A 17659-nucleotide genomic window follows, 5' to 3' on the forward strand; every position below is an offset into this window, starting at 1 on the left:
GCAATGGAGGAACGATCATGAGCTTCAGTGAACACGACAAGAAGACATTCGTCGCCGATACCTGCAATGACTTTACGGCGCGCCGGATAACCAAACGCGACTTCATGAGGAAGATGGCGCTCGCTGGTGTCGGCTTTTCCGCCTTCGGATCGGCCATGCTGGGTGGTGGCCGCACCAATCGGGGGATGCTGGGCCTCGGGGTTGAAGAAGCCCGTGCCCAGGACGCCGATATGCTGAAGTGGCTGGCCGACGTCGGCAAACCATATGCCGGCACCAAAATCCGCTACACTTCGGAAGCGACGCCGCCAACGATTGTTGCCAACCAGCTTGTCGCGGGTGAATTCACCAAGGCAACCGGCATTGAGGTGGAAGTCGAGATCGTGCCGCTGGAGCAGGTTCTCGCCAAGGCGACGCAAGACGTACAGGGCCAGCTTGGCACCTACGACGTCTACTATCTCGACCAGTCCTGGATGGCGACATTTGCCCGGGATGTCGTCGATCCGCGCGAGTATTACGACCAGAACAAAGAACTGGCGATGCCCAACTTCGACTGGGACGATTTCTCCAAGCCGCTGGTCGACGGCATTGCCATGTACAACGGCAAACAGTGCGGAATTCCATTCGATATTCCGATCTTCATCCTGATGTACCGCAAGGATCTTTTCGACAAACACAACATTGCCCTGCCGACAGACCTCGACGCCTACCTCAAGGCCGTGCAGGCGCTCACAGAGGCAGAAAAAAGCAACGGCATCTTCGGCACCGCGTGCCAGGCGAAGTCCGGCCACTATTCGCTGGAATGCGACTGGACCTTCGCATTGTGGGGCCATGGCGGTTCTGTCTTCAACAAGGACAAGAAGTTTGTCGGCAATGACGAACGCGGCGTGGCCGGGCTCAAATTCTATCAGGAGCTGGTCAAGAACTCGCCGCCGTCGGCGACGACTTGGACCTGGGACGGCCAAGGACAGGCCCTGACACAGGGACAAGCCGCCATGGCAATCACCTGGGGCGAGGATTTCCCCGGCTTCGATGCCAACGATTCCAAGGTCAAAGGCCTGTTCGAGGCCCTGCCCGCGCCCAAGGAAGTTCCTGGTCGTCGCGCCGCTGCCGATTGCGGCTTCAATGAAATCCCGGCCGTCGGCCACCAGGGCGGCTCGACGATCTCGCTGTCGCAATATTCCAAGAACAAGGAAGCGGCATGGCTGTTCATGCAGTGGGTCTGCTCGAAGGATGTCATGGCGCGGGTATCGACGCTCGGCGGCGGCGCCTCGCCGATGCGCAATTCCTCTTTTACAGATCCTCGGGTCAAGGCGAAGGCTGTTGTCGGCCCCGGAACGACACGCCATTTCGACGCGATCAAATACACGATCGACAATCAGATGGGATCGGAGCCGGACATGCCGATCTGGGCGGATCTGTCGAACAACGACATTCCGGTTGAGCTCGGCAAGTTGCTTACGGGCCAAGACTATGGCGGCGATGCCAAGGCGTGCCTCGATGCCATTGCCGGCATTGTCGACGGCAAAGTCAAGGACGCCGGTCTTTAGCGGCTGGTCGGTGATTTGGGCGAAGGCGGCTTCGGCCGCCCTCGCCGTTTGGCAACGTGGCGGCAATGGTTCCTGATCTCGTCATCGGTATTGATTCCTCGACCTCGGCAACCAAGGCGATCGCCTGGGACCGCAATGGTCTGGCCGTGGCCGAAGGTCGTGCACCGCTTGCAATGTCCAAACCGCGTTCGGGGTATTTCGAGCAGGATCCGGCCGAGTGGTGGACCTCGACGGTCGCAGCGCTGCGCGCCGTGACGTCAACGGTTTCGCCGGCACGCATTGCCGCCCTTGCGATTGCCAACCAACGCGAAAGCTTCGGCCTTTTCGACGAGCAAGGCCAGGCGGTCGGGCCGGCAACGCTCTGGCTCGATGAGCGCGCCCGTGGCAAAGCACGCCGCTTCGGCGAGAGTTTCGGCGCGGCACGCGTCCACGCAATATCCGGCAAGCCGCTGGACGTCATTCCTTGCCTTTACCGCATGATCTGGTTCCGCGAGCAAGAGCCCGAGATTTTTGCCCGCGTGGAGCGGATGGCCGAAGTCCACGGCTATCTGGTCTTTCGCTTGAGCGGCCGGTGGGTGACGTCCACCGCATCCGCCGACCCGATGGGCATACTCGATATGCGGGCTATGGACTGGTCGAACGATATACTGGAGGCAGCGGGCGTCGCCCGGCGCATGATGCCAGAAGTGGCGCGGCCCGGCACCGTTCTGGGCCAACTGACTTCGCAAGCGGCCATTTCGACGGGCCTGCGCGAGGGCACGCCGATCGTCGCCGGCGGCGGCGACGGTCAATGCGCCGGCACGGGCGCTGGTGTGTTGCAGCCGCGATGCGCTTACATCAACCTCGGCACGGCGGTCGTCTCCGGCAGCTTCGGCACGGACTACGTCCACGACCAGGCCTTCCGCACCGAAACGGCGGTCGCCGACAATGGCTATATCTACGAGACGTGCCTTCGCGCCGGCACTTTTCTTGTCGACTGGATGGCGCGCGAGATGCTTGGCGTCGATCTGCATGGCGCAAGCGATGCCCTGGAGGCGCTCGAGGCCGAAGCCGCTGCCAGCCCGATCGGCGCAGGCGGCATAATGCTCCTGCCCTACTGGCAGGGCGTCATGGACCCACACTGGGACAGTGCGGCCCGTGGTGTGATTGCCGGGCTTTCGGGCTCGAGCCGCCGCGGCGACATCTATCGCGCCGTGCTGGAAGGCATAGCACTGCATCAGGCCGCGACAAGTCAGCGAGCGGCTGCGGCTGCCGCCCAGACTATCGACCAGTTCATAGCCATCGGCGGAGGAGCGAAGTCCGACCTGTGGATGCAGATTCTGGCGGATGCACTCGGCCGTCCCGTAAAACGTTCGACGACCGTCGAAGCCTCCTCGCTTGGCGCGGCGATGGCGGCGGCAAAGGGGGTGGGCTGGTTTTCCACCATCGCCGAAGCGTCGCTGGCAATGGCCAGCGAGCCGGCCAAAACCTTCGAACCGGACACGAAACGGGCCGCGCTCTACGCCGAACTTCTTGCGATCCATGCCGATCTTTGGCCAACGCTTTCAGCCTGGAACCAGCGCCTCGCGGCCTTCATGGAGGCCGATCATGGCTGAAACGACCAACTGGAACGCGTTGATCGAGGACGTTGTCGCTGGACGCTGGACAGATCCCAAGACAGGCGCGGCCGCGGTCCTGCCGTTCCAGACGATCGAATTGCTGGAGACGACGGAAGGCCGCGAGGCGGATCTCGTTGCGCCGCTGAAGCTAGGCAGCCGCATCGCCGTGGTCTCCGATATCAACACCGTCGATGTGATGGGCAGGCGCGTCGCGAAGGCGCTGCGTGCCATCGCCGACATCGACGAAATCGTGCTGCCTGACGGCCTCGACTGTGATGAGGCGACGATCCAGATGGTCAGGGAGAAGACACGTCACGCCGAAGGGGTCGTGGCCGTCGGGTCGGGCGTCCTCAATGACAGCTGCAAGCATGCAACCTTCCTCGACGAGCGACCCTATGCCGTCTTCGGCACGGCCGCCTCGATGAATGGCTACGGCGCCTCGACAGCGTCGGTGACCTTGGCCTCCGGGCTCAAGATCTCGCTGCCTTCACACGCGCCCCGGGGCATCTTCCTGGACCTTGGCGTGTCGGCCGCAGCGCCCGCCTGGCTCAGCGCCGCCGGGCTTGGCGACAGCCTCTGCCGCTCCACGGCCCAGATCGACTGGTGGGCTTCGCATCGGCTGTTCGACACTTACTATTCCGAGGTGCCCTACCAGCTGCAGGCGGGCGATGAGGAGCCGATGCTGGCCCATGCGCCTGGCCTTGCCAGGCATGACGTCACCGCTGTCGGGCATCTCCAGCGCGTCCTGACGCTGTGCTCGATGGGCGTGTGCTTTGCCGGCGTTTCCCATCCCGGGTCCATGGGAGAGCACCAGATTTCCCATTGGGTCGACATGTTCGCGCAAGACCATCATCCCGGCACCACGCACGGCCAGCAGGTGGGGGTTGCCTCGTTGGTCATGGCGCGGCTGCAAGCGCGGCTGCTGGACATGGAAAAGCCGCCGCAGGTGAAGCCGACCGCCATCGACGAGGCGGCGATGCTGGCCCGTTATGGCGCGCAACTTGGACCACTTTGCATTGCCGAGATGAAGAAGACGGCACTCGACGCCAGCCAGTCGGAAATCTTCAACCGCAGGCTTGCGGAAATCTGGCCGGCGCTGCGCCAGGAGGTTCGGCCCATGGCAATGCCGGTCGCCCGCATGGAGGCAGCACTCAAGGCTGCGGGAGGGCCGGTCACCGGCGCGGAACTAGACCTGCCGCGCGCGCTTTGGCACGACGCCATTCGCTATTCGCGGGAAATCCGCGGCCGATGGTCCTTTGTCAACCTGGCCGCCGATGCGGGACTCTTGGAAGAGTTTCTGGAGAGCGAATGGTGAGAGCGCATCCGATCGCCAATCGCTCGCATGGCGAAAATGAGATCCAACCGGCAAGGGCAATCGAAGGGTAGCAATTTATGGCGTCTGTCACCATCAGCAACATAAAGAAGGACTATGGCGCCCTCTCGATTATCGATGGACTCGATCTCTCGATCGAGGATGGCCAGTTCGTCGTTCTGCTGGGGCCGTCCGGCTGCGGCAAGTCCACTCTGTTGCGCATGATAGCCGGTCTCGAGCCCATCACGTCCGGTGAGATCGCCATAGGCGACAGGGTCGTCAACATGCTCCATCCCAAAGACCGCAATATCGCGATGGTCTTCCAGAATTACGCGCTTTACGCGCACATGACCGTCTTCGACAACATGGCCTTTTCCATGCAGTTGAAGAAGCGCCCCAACGAAGAAATCAAACAGAAGGTCGGGTGGGCGGCATCGATCCTCAACCTGACACCCTATCTGAAACGGTATCCCCGCCAGCTTTCGGGCGGCCAGCGGCAGCGCGTCGCCATGGGTCGCGCCATCGTGCGGGACCCAACTGTGTTCCTGTTCGACGAACCGCTGTCCAATCTCGATGCCAAGCTGCGGGTGCAGATGCGCACCGAAATCAAGGAGCTCCACCAGCGGCTGAAGACCACCACCGTCTATGTCACGCATGACCAGATCGAGGCCATGACCATGGCCGATGTCATCGTCATTATGCGCGACGGCCATATCGAGCAGATCGGGCGCCCGCTCGATGTCTACGATCGCCCGGCAAACCTCTTCGTCGCCTCCTTCATCGGCTCGCCCGCAATGAACATGTTCCATGGCGAGGTGGCTTCCGAGCGCGACGCCTGGGTGGTGCGGACCGACGAGCTATCCCTCCCGCTGCCGCCAGGGGCTACGGTCCGGCCCGGCCAAAAGGTGATCTACGGTATTCGCCCCGAACATCTTCGACCAGTGGCCGACGGGCGCGGAATTCCGGCGAGGATTACGGTTGTCGAGCCGACCGGCCCCGAAATCCACATCTTTGCCAGCATGGGCAACACCGCAATCTGCTCGGTGCTGCATGACCGCATGGAGCTCTCTCCTGGAGCTGTGATCCATCTGGAGCCGGCGCCTGAGCGAATCCATCTGTTCGACCAGGGCAGCGGCGAGCGGCTGGACAAGGGAAGAAGCTGAATGGCGCGGATCATCATCCTCGGCGCCGGCGTCATGGGCTCTGCCATGACGCTTCCGGCCGCTCACGCTGGTAACCGCATCACTCTTGTCGGGACCCATCTCGATGGGGAGATCGTCGGCTCGGTGGCCAGCACAAGTCATCACCCACGCCTCAACATCGCTCTGCCTGATGTGGTAACCGCCTGTTCCTGGACCGAATTCGGGGCGGCGATGAACGATGGACCCGATCTGCTTGTACTCGGCGTCTCGTCGGCCGGCATTCCTTGGGCGATCGACCGCATTGCAGAAAGCATCAAGTCGCCCGTGCCGATACTGATGATTACGAAAGGGCTTGCAGCAAGCGACGAAGGCGTGGAAATCCTGCCACATCTGCTTGCCCGCGAGATCGAGCAACGCACCGGCTTGTCGGTCCCGGTGATGGCCGTCGGCGGACCCTGCATTGCCGGCGAACTGGCGGCGCAGCGCGACACCTCTGTGATCGTGGCCGGGCATGATCCCGACCAGGTGGCCGCGGCGTCCCGCATTCTGCGCGCGCCTTTCTATCATGCGCGATCGTCATCCGATCTCGTCGGCGTCGAGATCTGCGCCGCTTTCAAGAATTTCTACACACTCGCCGTTGGAGCTCCCGTCGGGCTGCTCGAGCGCGACGGCAAGGCGCCCAATGGCGCACTGATGCACAATCTTGCCTCGTCGCTATTCTCGCAGTCCCTCGCCGAGATGGCGATTCTGGTCGAAGCCCTGGGTGGAAAGGTCGAAACAGTGCTGGGGCTGGCCGGCTCCGGCGATCTTTATGTGACCTGCCAGGCGGGCCGTAACGGTCGCATGGGGCGCCTGCTCGGCCGCGGCCTGCCCTATTCCGTGGCGAAGCGCGAACACATGAGTTCAGACACGGTCGAGGGCGCGCAACTGGCGCTGGACCTTGGTCCGACTTTGAAGAATATGATGGCCCGGGGTGTACTTCCCCACGATCGCCTGCCGCTGACGAGCGCCATCATCGACGCAATTTGCCATGATGCTCCGCTGGTTTTGTCCTTCGACCGCTATCATCGAGGCTAGCGGAGCCGGGAAACTCGATTGATGCCTCATATCGATGAGCACATGGCTCCGCCGAGCCGCTCTGGACCCGCTGCCGCGGAGTGGACAGGATGATCTGATGGAGAAACCAGCGCGAAAGAAACGCGATGGCCGCCAAGCCGTAACGAGTTCCGTCACGGCCGATCGCGAGGAAGGGCTGCTCGTACGCGCCGCCTGGCTTGCTTATGTCGGTGACCTGACGCAAGCACAAATCGCCAAGTCTCTTGGCCTGACACGCCTTCGCGTCAACCGGATGCTGGCGCATGCCCGTCAGCGCGGGATCGTTCAGATTCGCATCAATTCCAAGGTGGCGAACTGCATCGAGTTGGAGCACCGGCTGCGGGACGCCTATGGCGTTTCCGACCCAATCGTGGTTCCGACACCGCCCGATCCCGCCCTGGTGCCACAGGTGATCGCAGCCGCTGCCGGTGAAGCCCTGTCGCATAGAATCCGTGACGGGATATCGGTGGGCGTGGGATGGGGACGCACGCTCCAGCTTAGTCTGCGCTCAGTGACCGTACGCCCCGTCAAAGGGATGTCGGTCGTTTCCCTGCTCGGCGGGCTCACGCGTGGATCGGCGATCAACATCTATGAAATCGCCTCGCGGCTCGCGGCGCTTTTCGACGCGGAATGCTACTACATCGCAGCACCGGTGTTCACGGACACGGAGGCCACGCGCGATCTGCTTATGCGCCAGTCCATTCTGGAAGACGCCTTCACCCATGCCCGCGACGTTGACGCCGCTTTCGTTTCGGTGGGCGCGGTGCACAAGGACGCCACCATCTTTCGGATCGGACTGGTAGGAGACGATGATCTCAGATCGCTCCAAAAAGCCGGAGCCGTCGGCGATATTTGCGGCCACTGGATCGGCGCCGACGGACAACTCGTCGATCACCCGCTAAACAGCCGTGTCATCGGCCTCGCCCCCGAACATCTGCGCGACGTCGACACTGTGATCCTGCCCTCCGGCGGCCTCGACAAGGTTCCGGTGCTGCGTGCCGTGTTGCGTCTCGGCGTCGTCGATGTGCTGATCACCGACGAGAAAACCGCTGAGGCGATCCTTGCGGAAAAGCCGTAGCGCAGACTGACCTCTACCAGCAGAGCGGCTCGCGGGTGATCGCTTCTTCGCGTCACAGAACCTCGTGGATTTCCTCGATCGAAGTCTCGCCGATCCGCTTGTCGAGAACGATCTCGCCGCGCGCCATCGCCACGACCCGGTCACAGCATTCGAAAACATGATGCATGTTGTGGCTGATGAAGACGCTGGTGATGTTCTGGGCCTTGAGGGCACGAACGAAGCCGATCACCTTTCGCGTCTCCTTCACCGAGAGATGATTGGTCGGCTCGTCGAGGATCATGACTTTCGACTTGAAGTGCATGGCCCGGGCGATCGCCACGCCTTGGCGCTGGCCGCCCGACAGTTCGCCGACCAGCGCGTCGGGCGATCTCAGATGCAGATCGACGTCGGCGATCGCCTTGACGCTTTCGTCACGCATGCGCTTCTGGTCCAGGATGCCGATGCCGAAAACCGAGCCCTTCACCGGCTCGCGTCCGATGAAAACGTTGCGGGCGATGGTCATGGTCGGGACCATCGAATTGTACTGGTAGATCGTCTCGATGCCGCGATCCATGGCGTCGCGCGGGTTCGAGAATCGGACCGGTTCACCGTCGATCCTGATCTCGCCGCCATCGGGCTTTTGGGTGCCTGACAGGATGTTGATCAGCGTCGATTTGCCGGCGCCGTTGTCGCCGACGAGGCCCAGCGCCTCGTCTGGGTAGATGTCGAGAGTGACGTTCTTCAAGGCGTGGACGCCGGAATACCATTTCTGGAGTCCCTTGATCGCGATGATGGGTGCCGCCATGATCAGGTCTCCACCTTCATTGCCCTGCCCCGCTTTCGAAGCCAGGCGTTCACGACGACCGCGAAGATGGTCAGGAAGCCGATTGCCATCTTGAACCAGTTGGCGTCAACCTGGCTCAGCACCAGTCCGTTGTCGATGACGCGGATCAGGGCAGCCCCGATGATGCCGCCGAAGATGGTGCCAATGCCGCCAGTCAGCGAGGCGCCACCGATGACGGCAGCCGACACGGCTTGCAACTCCAGCCCCTCGCCGATCGAAGGCAGCGGCGCGCCGAGCCGCATCACCTGAATGGTGCCGGCAAAGCCGGCGAGCACCGAACAGATCATGAAGCAGGCGACCTTCACCCGGGCCGTCGGGATGCCCATCGATTGCGCGGCGGGCAGAAAGCCGCCGGTGGCGCGCACCCAGTTGCCGAAATTCGTGCGCGACAGAAGCACCGTCACCAGGATTGCCACGGCGAGAAACCAGAAGAACGACATGCGAAAGAGGTCGCCCGGCCCCACATAGATCGTAAACAGCCATTTGGGCAGAGCGTTGGCCGGGATGACAGGAGGGAAGCCACCGGAGATTACCACCGTCAGCGAACGCGCGATGAACAGCATGCCAAGCGTGGTGATGAAGCTTGGTATCGCGAAACGAATCGTAATGAACCCGTTGAAGAAGCCAATCAGGGCGGCGATCGCGAGTCCGGCGGCAAAGGCCGGCGCGAACGGCACGCCTGCCGCCAGCATTACCGCCATGGTCATCGGGGTCAGCGCAAATACCGAGCCTACCGAAAGATCAAACTCGCCGCATATCATCAGCAGGGTCACGCCGATCGCGACCAGCCCCATTTCAGGCAGCAGCCCAAGCATTCCGCGCACGTTCTGTGTGTTCAGAAATACGCCGTTCGAGCGAATCTGAAAGACGAGGAGGAGGAGGAGCAGGAACACGACCGCCGCAAGCTCCGGCTTCTCCAGATAAATCTTCATCAAGCGCTTCATCATTCGCTCCGGCTTGGGATTGTTTGCGCTGGCTTGTCGCATCGGCAAGGGGATGGCCGCAGTCCGTCTGCTACCGCCCCTGACAAGGGAGATGCCGTTGGAGGATGGGACGGAGCCGACGCCCAAGGCCGTGCTGCCTGGCCCTCCCCTTGCCCTCTCCGCGTAAGAACGAGGAGAGGACGCCGGCTTCGCGCCTACCGCACGCCTTGTGCGGCCAGTTCCTTGAGCTTTGGCACGTCTTCCTTGACGATGATGCCCTTGCCGGTGTCGATGTCTGCCGGCAGCAGACCGACGTTCTTGGCGAGATAGGCTTCCATCACCGGCATGAAGCCCTGCATGTAGGGCTGCTGGTCGACCTGGACCTGGATGTAACCCGCTTCCATCTGTTGCAGGACTTCCGAGACGATGTCGAAGCCGCCCATCAGCACCTTGCCCGGCTCGATGCCGCGATCGATCAGGACCTGGGCGACGTAGGCATGCCAAAGGCCGGTGTCGAAATACACCGTGGTGTCCGGGTGGGCAGACAGATAGGCGCCAACACGATCGGCGACGACGGCGCCATCTGTGCCGGTGTCGAGCCGTTCAATGACCACTTCGCGTCCGGCATTCGCGGCCTTGTATTCCTCAAGGAACTTCATGACGCCGGCAGCGCGCTGTTCCGACCAGTTCTGACCGGGCGCGGAGACGCCGACGAGCGCCCTGATCTTGCCTTCCTTGGGGAAGAACTCGGACATCTTCTTGCCGAGTTCGTAGCCGGCGGGAATGAAGCCTTGGCCGATGAAAGCCTGGCGGGCATTGCCGGCTGCACCCTCGGTGTCGTCGACGTTGGACGCGATGACCGTGACGCCGGCAGCGCGGGCATCGGCGATGATCTGGTCGAAGGCATTGTTGTCGACGATCGAGGTGATCAGCGCGTCCGGTTTTGCCGCGAGCGCCGCCTGCATGTTGGCCGATTGTTGCTCGATCGAGCCTTCGGTCTGCGTGAAGACCATCTGGCAATTGGCCTGGATCTTGGCGCAGGCGTCGTCAAAGCCCTTCTTCACCGCCTGCCAGAACGGGTTCGACGCCGACGAATGATGCGTGAAGACGATGTTCATCGGCTCCTGTGCGCGTGAGCCGATTGCCGAGCCACCAGCCAGTACTGCTGCCAAGGCTGCCGAGATAAGTAGCTTCTTCATGATTCTCCTCCTCCGTAGAAAGCTGCTTCAGGTTCATTTTCAGAGAGTAGATGCGTCGCTCACCCGTCGAAGCGCCGTGAAGGCGCGATCGATCTCCGGGTTCAGTTCCATGCCGAGGCCCGGTCCGGGGGGCACGGTGATCATGCCGTTCTTCACCTGCGGCAAAGCGGTCACAAGATCGCGGTACCAGGTCTTGTAAAAGGCCCTGACACTCTCCTGGACAAGCGCGTTCGGCGCATTCAGCGACAGGTGGGTCGATGCGCCGAGCACCACTGGACCGGTGCAGTCGTGTGGCGCGACCGGCAGGTGCCATGCTTCAGCCATGGCAGCGATCTTGCGCGCCTCCGAGAGCCCGCCGCACCAGCTGATATCAAGCATAATGACACCGGCCGCTCCGGTTTCGAGAAGGTCGCGGAAGGCCCACCGGGAACCGAGCGTTTCCGAAGCCGATATCGGCGCCAGCGAAGCCTCGGCATAGCGTTTCAGGCTGGACAGGCTGTCCATCCTGATTGGATCTTCGTGCCAGAAGGTCTTGTGGGGGGCAAGCTCGCGAGCGATCTGCATGGCCGGCAGCAGCTGCCACATTGAATGGAATTCAACCATGATGTCCATCTTGTCGCCGACCGCATTGCGGATTTTCTCGAACGGCGCCAGCGCGGAATTCAAGTCGGGCTGCGATATATACTGGCCGCGCGTTTTCTCGGCGGCCATGTCGAAGGGCCAGATCTTCATGGCCGTGATACCTTCCTCCAACAACGAATGCGCCAGTTCGTCGGCGCGGTGAAGGAAGCCGTTCAGATCATCATAGGCGTCGCCAGGCTTATCGAGCCCGTAGTTGGCCGTCGTCTGCCCGGTGGCCTTCTTGATGTATTCGGTTCCGGCACAGGTGTTGTAGGTCCTGATCTCGTGCCTGGTGAACCCGCCGAGGAGTTGTGCGATCGGCTGACCCGTCGCCTTTCCGAACAGATCCCAAAGCGCTATGTCGAAAGCGGAATTGCCCCTGACTTCCGCGCCCGTCGATCGGAAACCGAGATAGCCGACGAGGTCGGCGGCAAGCAGGTCGATCTGCAAGGGGTCGCGCCCGATCACGCACGGCGCGACATATTCGTGCAGATAGGTCTCGACGGTTTCAGCCATGAAAAAGGTCTCGCCGAGTCCGACGAGGCCTTCGTCCGTGTGAACCAGGACCCAGAGAAGGTTCGGCCGCTCCTTGAGCCGCAGCGTTTCCAGTTTCGTGATCTTCATTGCGCCCCTGCTCCTCAGGCGATGCCGGCCGCCAGCAGGGCCTTGACGCTCTCGTCAAAATGCCTCGCCATCAGGTCACGCGCCGACTGGGGATCACCGGTCTCGATTGCTTCGGCGAGGTCGATATGGATCTGGATCATCGCCAACTGCTCGGCATCCGAAGGGCGGGTCCGCCAGCCGATCGGCCAGGTCTGGCGCGATACGCGCTCGAACGCGCCGACGATGAGGCTGAAAACCGGATTCTTCGCAGCCTTGGCGATTTCGAGGTGAAAGGCGAGATCGTGCTCCATGACCTGTTCCGGCCGCTGGAAATTCTCGAGCATGGCGAGCGCGTGCGTCCTGATCCTTTCCACTTCGTCGGCTGTTCTGCGCAAGGCCGCCAGCATGGCGGTGCGGGTCTCAATCGTGCGGCGCACGTCATAGATTTGCTGCACCGTGATCTGCTCGGTGTGGACGCCATGCTCGATCACCAGTGACATCGCGCCATAATCCAGCTCGGCGACGGTAGCCCGTCTGCCCGCCCTCAGGTCGATAAGCCGCATGGCGGCGAGCGAGCTGAAGGCCTCGCGAACCACGGTACGCGAGACGCTCAATTGTCTCGAAAGCGCGGCCTCGCTGGGCAGCCGGTCGCCGGGCCCGAGCTCATGCGCGCGGATATGGCGCGTGATCTCGCCGATCGTATTGCTGACCAGGCTCGCTGCGTCGGAATGTTTTGCGGATACGGCCGTGCTCACGCAATCTCCCGTTCAGGAGTGGGCAAACCTGTATGGCAGGTTTTCCAGATATGTTGATAGTACATAGGAAAGCTGTAAGTCAATCGAGTCTTCGCCGGGAGACCTCGGCATCATCGCCGGGGACATCGATGACCAGAGGCTTGCATGAGCGATGCTGTTGACGCGACCGGGTGCGGGAGCCTGCGTGGTCCAACAGCGATCATCGCGCTTGGGTAGGGCAGACATTCTCGTCGTGAACACTGGCGGGCGGCCGACCATGCCGCCCGAAAATATCTCGACGGACGATTCACTGCTATTTCGATCGACGCACCCCATATGAGCGGAAAGAGTGTCACTTGAGGACTTGCCTATGCTGATTTCGCGTTGGGGACGGTTTGCAGTTTTGTTTGCGGGGTTGTTCCTGGCATTTTCCATGGTCGCTGTGGATCACGCCGATGCGCGCCGTGGCGGCAGCTTCGGCAGTCGCGGCATGCGCACTTTCCAGCCGGTCCCGCCGACCAGAGTTGCGCCGCAACCGGCCGCACCGGTCGAGCGCTCGATGACGCCCAATGCGGCCACGAACAATGCGGCCCGTCAGCCGCAGGCATTCCAGCGCCCGGGCTTCTTCAACGGCCTCGGCGGATCGATGATACGTGGGCTGCTTCTCGGCGGTTTGATCGGCGTTCTTCTGGGTCATGGGTTCGGCGGCTTGGCCGGCATGTTGGGTCTTTTGCTCCAAGTACTGCTGTTCGGCGGCGCGATCATGCTGGCGATCCGCTTTTTCCGCTTGCAGGCGGCGCAAAGCCCAGCGTCCGTTACGGCTGGTGCCTCGCGGGGCACCGGGACCTTTGCGCGAAACGCAGCAGCGCGGCACGAGCCGAGCAACGGCCCGACTTCCTCCATTACCGGCATCGGGTCAGGATTTGGCGGAACGAGCCAAGCCAACGCTTCCGATGAGATCACACTCACCCAAACCGACCTCGACACGTTCCAGCAACGGCTGACGGAAGTTCAGGAGGCATTCGGGCGCGAAGATCATGCTGCATTGCGCCGGTTGGTGACACCCGAGATGGTGTCCTATCTGTCCGAAGAACTTGCCGACAATGCCAAAAAGGGCGTCAGGAACGACGTGTCGGACGTCAGCCTGCTGGAGGCCGATGTTGCGGAAAGTTGGCGGGAGGGTGATCGCGACTACGCGACGGCTGCTTTGCGCTATGAGTCTCGCGACGTGACCCGCGACCGCATCAGCGGCAAGATCGTTGAGGGCGGGGCCGATCAGCCGACGGAGACGGCCGAACTGTGGACCTTTACGCGGCAGAACGGCGGTGACTGGAAGCTTGCCGCAATACAGCAGCCTGGCTGATGTGCTTGCCTTCGTTGAGATCTCTGCCCAGAGGTTGTTCAGGTTTCGCGCTACCACTCGAAGACCAGCGCCCTTTTCGCGCTTGATCAATCCGTCACGGACTGATGCGGTAGCTCACCAGCGCGCGCCGGCGTCGGCCGGTCGGTCAATCGAGTCTTTAGCACGTCGATGAGGCTGATTGTGATGGCGATCACCGCAGGTCCGAGGACAAGGCCGGATGCTCCGAACAAGACGATGCCGCCGACCGCGCCGATAAAGGCCACCACCGTGTGGAGGCGCAACCGATTCCCGACAAGCATCGGATAGAGCAGATTGTCGATGCCGCCGACGATGACGCCGCCCCAGACGGTCAATATCGCTGCGCTGGCCCAAGCTCCCTCCAGTGCGAGATAGACCGCTGCGGGCACCCAGATCACAAACGCCCCGAGCACGGGCACGATGGCAAGAAGTCCCATGACAAGGCCCCAAAAGACTGGCGTCGGCAGGCCGAGCCACCAGAACATCAGGCCACCCAATATTCCCTGGACGGCGGCGACGAACACGGTGCCGAGCAGTGTTGCATGGACGGTCTCTGCAAAGCGAGACAAGATGTAGGCTGTCTCCGGAGCGCGCAGGGGCGAAAGGCCCGCGACGGCTTGCAGGCCATGTTGGCGGTCGCGCAGAAAATAGAACAGAAGATAAAATGTCAGGCCGAACATCGCGACTTGATAGATGGAGCCACGCAATAGCGATGTGCTTTGTCCCGTCAGCCATTGCACGAATGCGGCGACTGAGCCGGCCGGATCGAATTGGTTCTCGATCCATTGGGCAATGGCCGAAAGCGTGGGATAGCCAGACATGAAGCCGACTGCGTCCCAGTGCGAAACGCCGGCGCCAGTCCGCTAACCCTTGCTCCAGCCGTTCGGCACGTTGATCCGGTCTTATCTTCTGGATGCCGAAGGCGATCTCGGCAATCGTCACGTTGGAAGCGCGAGTTGGGCATCGTATCGGATCAGCCAGGCAATGCCTCGTCTGGGGTTCTTTCAACGTTTCGGCAACGACGTTGGTATCGACAAAGATCAAAGCTCGACGCCTCGATTCGGCCGGCGACTCTCACGGATCACCGCCTCAAGGTCGATGTCTGTGCCTGATTGCGCTGAAAGCCGCGGATAAAAGGCAGAAGCAGGCTCACGATCGGCCTCGCGGACCTCGTAAGATTCGAGGGCGCGCTCGACCACCTCCGCAATCGAGCGGTTTTCACGGCGGGCAAGCCGGTGTGCAAGATCGCGCGCCTTGGCGCTGCGGACTGAGAGTTGTGGCTCGGCCAGATCGGACTCCTTGGCACCCATTGTATTTCGCCTGCTAGCAAGATGGCTTCTGATGGCTTGATGTCAAATCGATCTTGCAGGGCGTGTTGCAGCTGCGCTTGACAGCTTGCGTCCGAGCCCGATGGACTTGGCCAGTGCCGAGCGACAAACGGAATAGACGCATTCTCCGAACCAATCGAGCGGGTCAATCATGCTTTGGGCGCGCGCTGTCGGCTCGCGCTTCTGCTTCAACGATGTCGCCGAGGCGCGCGGTCCGGCCCATCATCCAAACCTGCCAGCGAATAGCTCGTGCTTCGCCCGCCGGCTTCATCTCTCACGAGTATCCCTTGCGCCAGGAGATCATTGATATCGCGCAAGGCCGTGTCAGGTGAGGTCTTGGTCAGCACTGCCCATTTCGAGGAGGTGAGCTTGCCTTCGAAGCCGTCCAGGAGCCGATTGACGACTTTGCGCTGGCGTTCGCTTAGAGGTCGTTGGACCATCTCCTCCCAAAAACGGGCCTTTCGCAGCACATTGGCCAAAATCTCCTCGGCCCCGCTGAAGGCGCGGTCGAGGCAGCTTAGAAACCATTGCAGCCAAGGGGTGATGTCGAGACTGCCCTTCTGCGTCCGTTCGAGGATCGCGTAGTAGTCCTTCCGCTCCGCCCGGATTTGCGCGGACATGCTATAGAACCGCTGAGCGCTGCCCTCCGATCGCGCCAACATCATGTCGGCGATCGCGCGGGCGATACGGCCGTTGCCATCGTCGAAGGGATGGATGGTGACGAACCATAGATGGGCGACCCCCGCCTTCAGAACGGGATCAAGCGGCGCGTAACCGTTGAACCAGTCCATGAACGAGGCCATTTCAAGCTCAAGCCGGGCCGCTGCTGGAGCTTCATAGTGGACTTTCTCCCGACCGATGGGACTTGAGATGACCTGCATCGGACCAGAGGCTTCATGCCGCCACGCACCGACGATAATCTTCGTCATTCCGCTGCGACCCGTCGGAAACAGGGCCGCATGCCAGGCGAACAACCGCTCATCCGAAAGTAGCGCCTGATATTTCTGAGTTGCGTCGAGCATCATCTCGACCACGCCCTCGACATCGCGGTCGACCGGCGCCAGTGCGCCAATATCCATGCCCAGTCGGCGGGCGATGGACGACCGCACCTGTTCCTTGTCGAGAATTTCACCCTCTATTTCGCTGGATTTGAGAACGTCCTCCGTTAGGATCTGAAGCACCGCCTCGGCACGCAATTCGAAGCCTAGCGCCTCCATCCGTCCCAGCAGCCGGCCCTGCCGATGGCGCACCGTCGCCAGTTGATCGGCAAGGTCCTGGCTGCGCCACTCGAACTGCGGCCAGTTTTCAAGCTCGTAGATATGGGTCGACATATTCTCCGCACTCTTTGCGTCGAATATGGCCCAATCGTCGTATATGCAAGATCATTTGCCGCAATTTCTGCGGTGAATAGACCAGCTAAACACCGCATGTCACGGCTTATTATTCCTCATTGTCAGCTTCTTCTCTCAAAGACCTCCCATTTTGACGCTATATCTCCTCAAGATTATGAGGCATTTGCGGTTAGGCAGTGAGATGGCACTGGTCCAGTACTCTGACAATGGCTTCTTCGCTCCGCGCACGATTGCCGACGCCTTTCGCACGACGAGCAACGAAGTCGGCCGAACTCCTGGGCTGGGCAAGGATGCCGTCCAGCACAAGCAGCGGGTCCGGTCGGACAAGACCATCGCCGATGTGGTCCACAAGGTCAGCCGTGCTTCGGTTCAACCCTTCGCAAGATCGCCCGCCTTGCCGCTACGAATTGAGAGCTGTGGCTCGGCCATATAGGATTCCTTCGCAGTATTACTTAAACCCACTGGACCCAAGGCGGTCGCCCTCAGTCCGCAGTAGACCTGCCCAAGCTCCACCCGTCCGAAGAGTCCGTGCGTTGCGGCCGCCTTAACGCCGGATTGTGAGCGCCGCATCTACCGCTCGCGACTTCGGCTACCACGCTCCCGACGACCAGCTCCTGCGCTCATCGCTCCACCTGGCACGCTTGATGAAACTGCTCGACCGCCATTCTAGAAAGACGACTGACAAGGCCCCCCTTTGCCGGCATGATGCAAGCATCAACATCTGAGCCTTCCATGCGCAAATCGCCAAGGGTTGTTGAGAACTTCGGATGACCCGTATCGCAACCTTTAACGTCAACGGGGTGAACGGTCGTCTGCCCTTGCTCATCAAGTGGCTGGGTCAGACCGACTATGACATCGTGTGCCTTCAGGAATTGAAGACTTCGGATGAGAAATTTCCCGCGGAAGCCGTCAGGAACGCCGGT

General features: G+C 61.6%; 17 protein-coding genes and 1 pseudogene. 9 read left to right on the plus strand and 9 right to left on the minus strand.

Going from position 1 to position 17659, the window contains the following annotated elements; all coding sequences use genetic code 11:
• The first annotated feature begins 17 nt into the window (after positions 1 to 17).
• From NKH41_RS26570 to NKH41_RS26595, 6 genes are all read left to right on the plus strand, one after another.
• Positions 18 to 1547: an ABC transporter substrate-binding protein gene (locus tag NKH41_RS26570; protein WP_352934676.1), complete on the plus strand. Its 1530-nt coding sequence runs from the start codon at positions 18 to 20 to the stop codon at positions 1545 to 1547.
• Between the two features lie 65 nt (positions 1548 to 1612).
• Positions 1613 to 3142 carry a xylulokinase gene (locus tag NKH41_RS26575; protein WP_352873688.1) on the plus strand — a complete coding sequence of 510 codons (1530 nt, stop codon included), beginning with the start codon at positions 1613 to 1615 and terminating at the stop codon, positions 3140 to 3142.
• Positions 3135 to 4460 carry an iron-containing alcohol dehydrogenase gene (locus NKH41_RS26580; RefSeq protein ID WP_352771239.1) on the plus strand — a complete coding sequence of 442 codons (1326 nt, stop codon included), beginning with the start codon at positions 3135 to 3137 and terminating at the stop codon, positions 4458 to 4460. Before NKH41_RS26575 ends, NKH41_RS26580 begins: the two co-directional genes overlap by 8 nt.
• A gap of 77 nt (positions 4461 to 4537) precedes the next feature.
• Positions 4538 to 5620 (plus strand): ABC transporter ATP-binding protein, encoded by a 1083-nt coding sequence (locus NKH41_RS26585; RefSeq protein WP_352934678.1) that lies wholly within the window; start codon positions 4538 to 4540, stop codon positions 5618 to 5620.
• A complete protein-coding gene (locus NKH41_RS26590) occupies positions 5621 to 6676 on the plus strand; it encodes a hypothetical protein (protein ID WP_352934681.1) in 1056 nt (351 codons plus the stop codon).
• Positions 6677 to 6947: 271 nt separating this feature from the next.
• Complete coding sequence (locus NKH41_RS26595) at positions 6948 to 7772, plus strand: sugar-binding transcriptional regulator (RefSeq protein ID WP_352934684.1); 825 nt, start codon at positions 6948 to 6950, stop codon at positions 7770 to 7772.
• A gap of 52 nt (positions 7773 to 7824) precedes the next feature.
• On the opposite strand, the gene NKH41_RS26600 is transcribed toward NKH41_RS26595, so the two are convergent.
• From NKH41_RS26600 to NKH41_RS26620, 5 genes are all read right to left on the minus strand, one after another.
• Positions 7825 to 8556, minus strand: a complete 732-nt coding sequence (locus tag NKH41_RS26600) for an ATP-binding cassette domain-containing protein (RefSeq protein ID WP_023678772.1) — start codon at positions 8554 to 8556, stop codon at positions 7825 to 7827.
• A 2-nt stretch (positions 8557 to 8558) separates the two neighbouring features.
• Positions 8559 to 9539, minus strand: a complete 981-nt coding sequence (locus NKH41_RS26605) for an ABC transporter permease (protein WP_352503300.1) — start codon at positions 9537 to 9539, stop codon at positions 8559 to 8561.
• A 194-nt stretch (positions 9540 to 9733) separates the two neighbouring features.
• Entirely contained in the window at positions 9734 to 10717 is a 984-nt protein-coding gene (locus NKH41_RS26610) for a sugar ABC transporter substrate-binding protein (RefSeq protein WP_502895713.1), read from the minus strand.
• Between the two features lie 39 nt (positions 10718 to 10756).
• Positions 10757 to 11962 carry a mandelate racemase/muconate lactonizing enzyme family protein gene (locus tag NKH41_RS26615; protein WP_352503248.1) on the minus strand — a complete coding sequence of 402 codons (1206 nt, stop codon included), beginning with the start codon at positions 11960 to 11962 and terminating at the stop codon, positions 10757 to 10759.
• Between the two features lie 14 nt (positions 11963 to 11976).
• On the minus strand, positions 11977 to 12696 hold the full coding sequence (locus NKH41_RS26620) for a FadR/GntR family transcriptional regulator (protein WP_352503247.1): 720 nt from the start codon (positions 12694 to 12696) through the stop codon (positions 11977 to 11979).
• 352 nt (positions 12697 to 13048) lie between these two features.
• Between NKH41_RS26620 and NKH41_RS26625 the strand changes: the two genes are divergently transcribed.
• Positions 13049 to 14038, plus strand: coding sequence for a Tim44 domain-containing protein (locus NKH41_RS26625; protein WP_352934700.1), 990 nt, complete (start codon positions 13049 to 13051; stop codon positions 14036 to 14038).
• 86 nt (positions 14039 to 14124) lie between these two features.
• Here the strand turns inward: NKH41_RS26625 and NKH41_RS26630 are convergent, their stop codons facing one another.
• The 4 genes and pseudogenes from NKH41_RS26630 to NKH41_RS26645 all read right to left on the minus strand — a co-directional run bounded on the left by NKH41_RS26630 (position 14125) and on the right by NKH41_RS26645 (position 16715).
• Complete coding sequence (locus NKH41_RS26630) at positions 14125 to 14877, minus strand: AI-2E family transporter (protein ID WP_352934687.1); 753 nt, start codon at positions 14875 to 14877, stop codon at positions 14125 to 14127.
• 19 nt (positions 14878 to 14896) lie between these two features.
• Positions 14897 to 15100: pseudogene (locus tag NKH41_RS26635) on the minus strand (PIN domain-containing protein); the annotation flags it as partial.
• Complete coding sequence (locus NKH41_RS26640; RefSeq protein WP_352934703.1) at positions 15097 to 15345, minus strand: type II toxin-antitoxin system VapB family antitoxin; 249 nt, start codon at positions 15343 to 15345, stop codon at positions 15097 to 15099. The gene NKH41_RS26640 and the pseudogene NKH41_RS26635, both read right to left, overlap by 4 nt.
• A gap of 227 nt (positions 15346 to 15572) precedes the next feature.
• Positions 15573 to 16715 (minus strand): Fic family protein, encoded by a 1143-nt coding sequence (locus tag NKH41_RS26645; protein WP_352934690.1) that lies wholly within the window; start codon positions 16713 to 16715, stop codon positions 15573 to 15575.
• 202 nt (positions 16716 to 16917) lie between these two features.
• Here NKH41_RS26645 and NKH41_RS26650 point away from each other — a divergent pair, with 202 nt between their 5' ends.
• Positions 16918 to 17169, plus strand: coding sequence for a hypothetical protein (locus NKH41_RS26650; protein WP_352934693.1), 252 nt, complete (start codon positions 16918 to 16920; stop codon positions 17167 to 17169).
• Between the two features lie 334 nt (positions 17170 to 17503).
• Positions 17504 to 17659: endonuclease/exonuclease/phosphatase family protein (locus NKH41_RS26655; protein WP_352934706.1), on the plus strand; the 156-nt coding region annotated here is incomplete at its 3' end.

Origin of the sequence: Mesorhizobium sp. M1169, assembly GCF_040318345.1 — a bacterium.
Classification (GTDB): domain Bacteria; phylum Pseudomonadota; class Alphaproteobacteria; order Rhizobiales; family Rhizobiaceae; genus Mesorhizobium.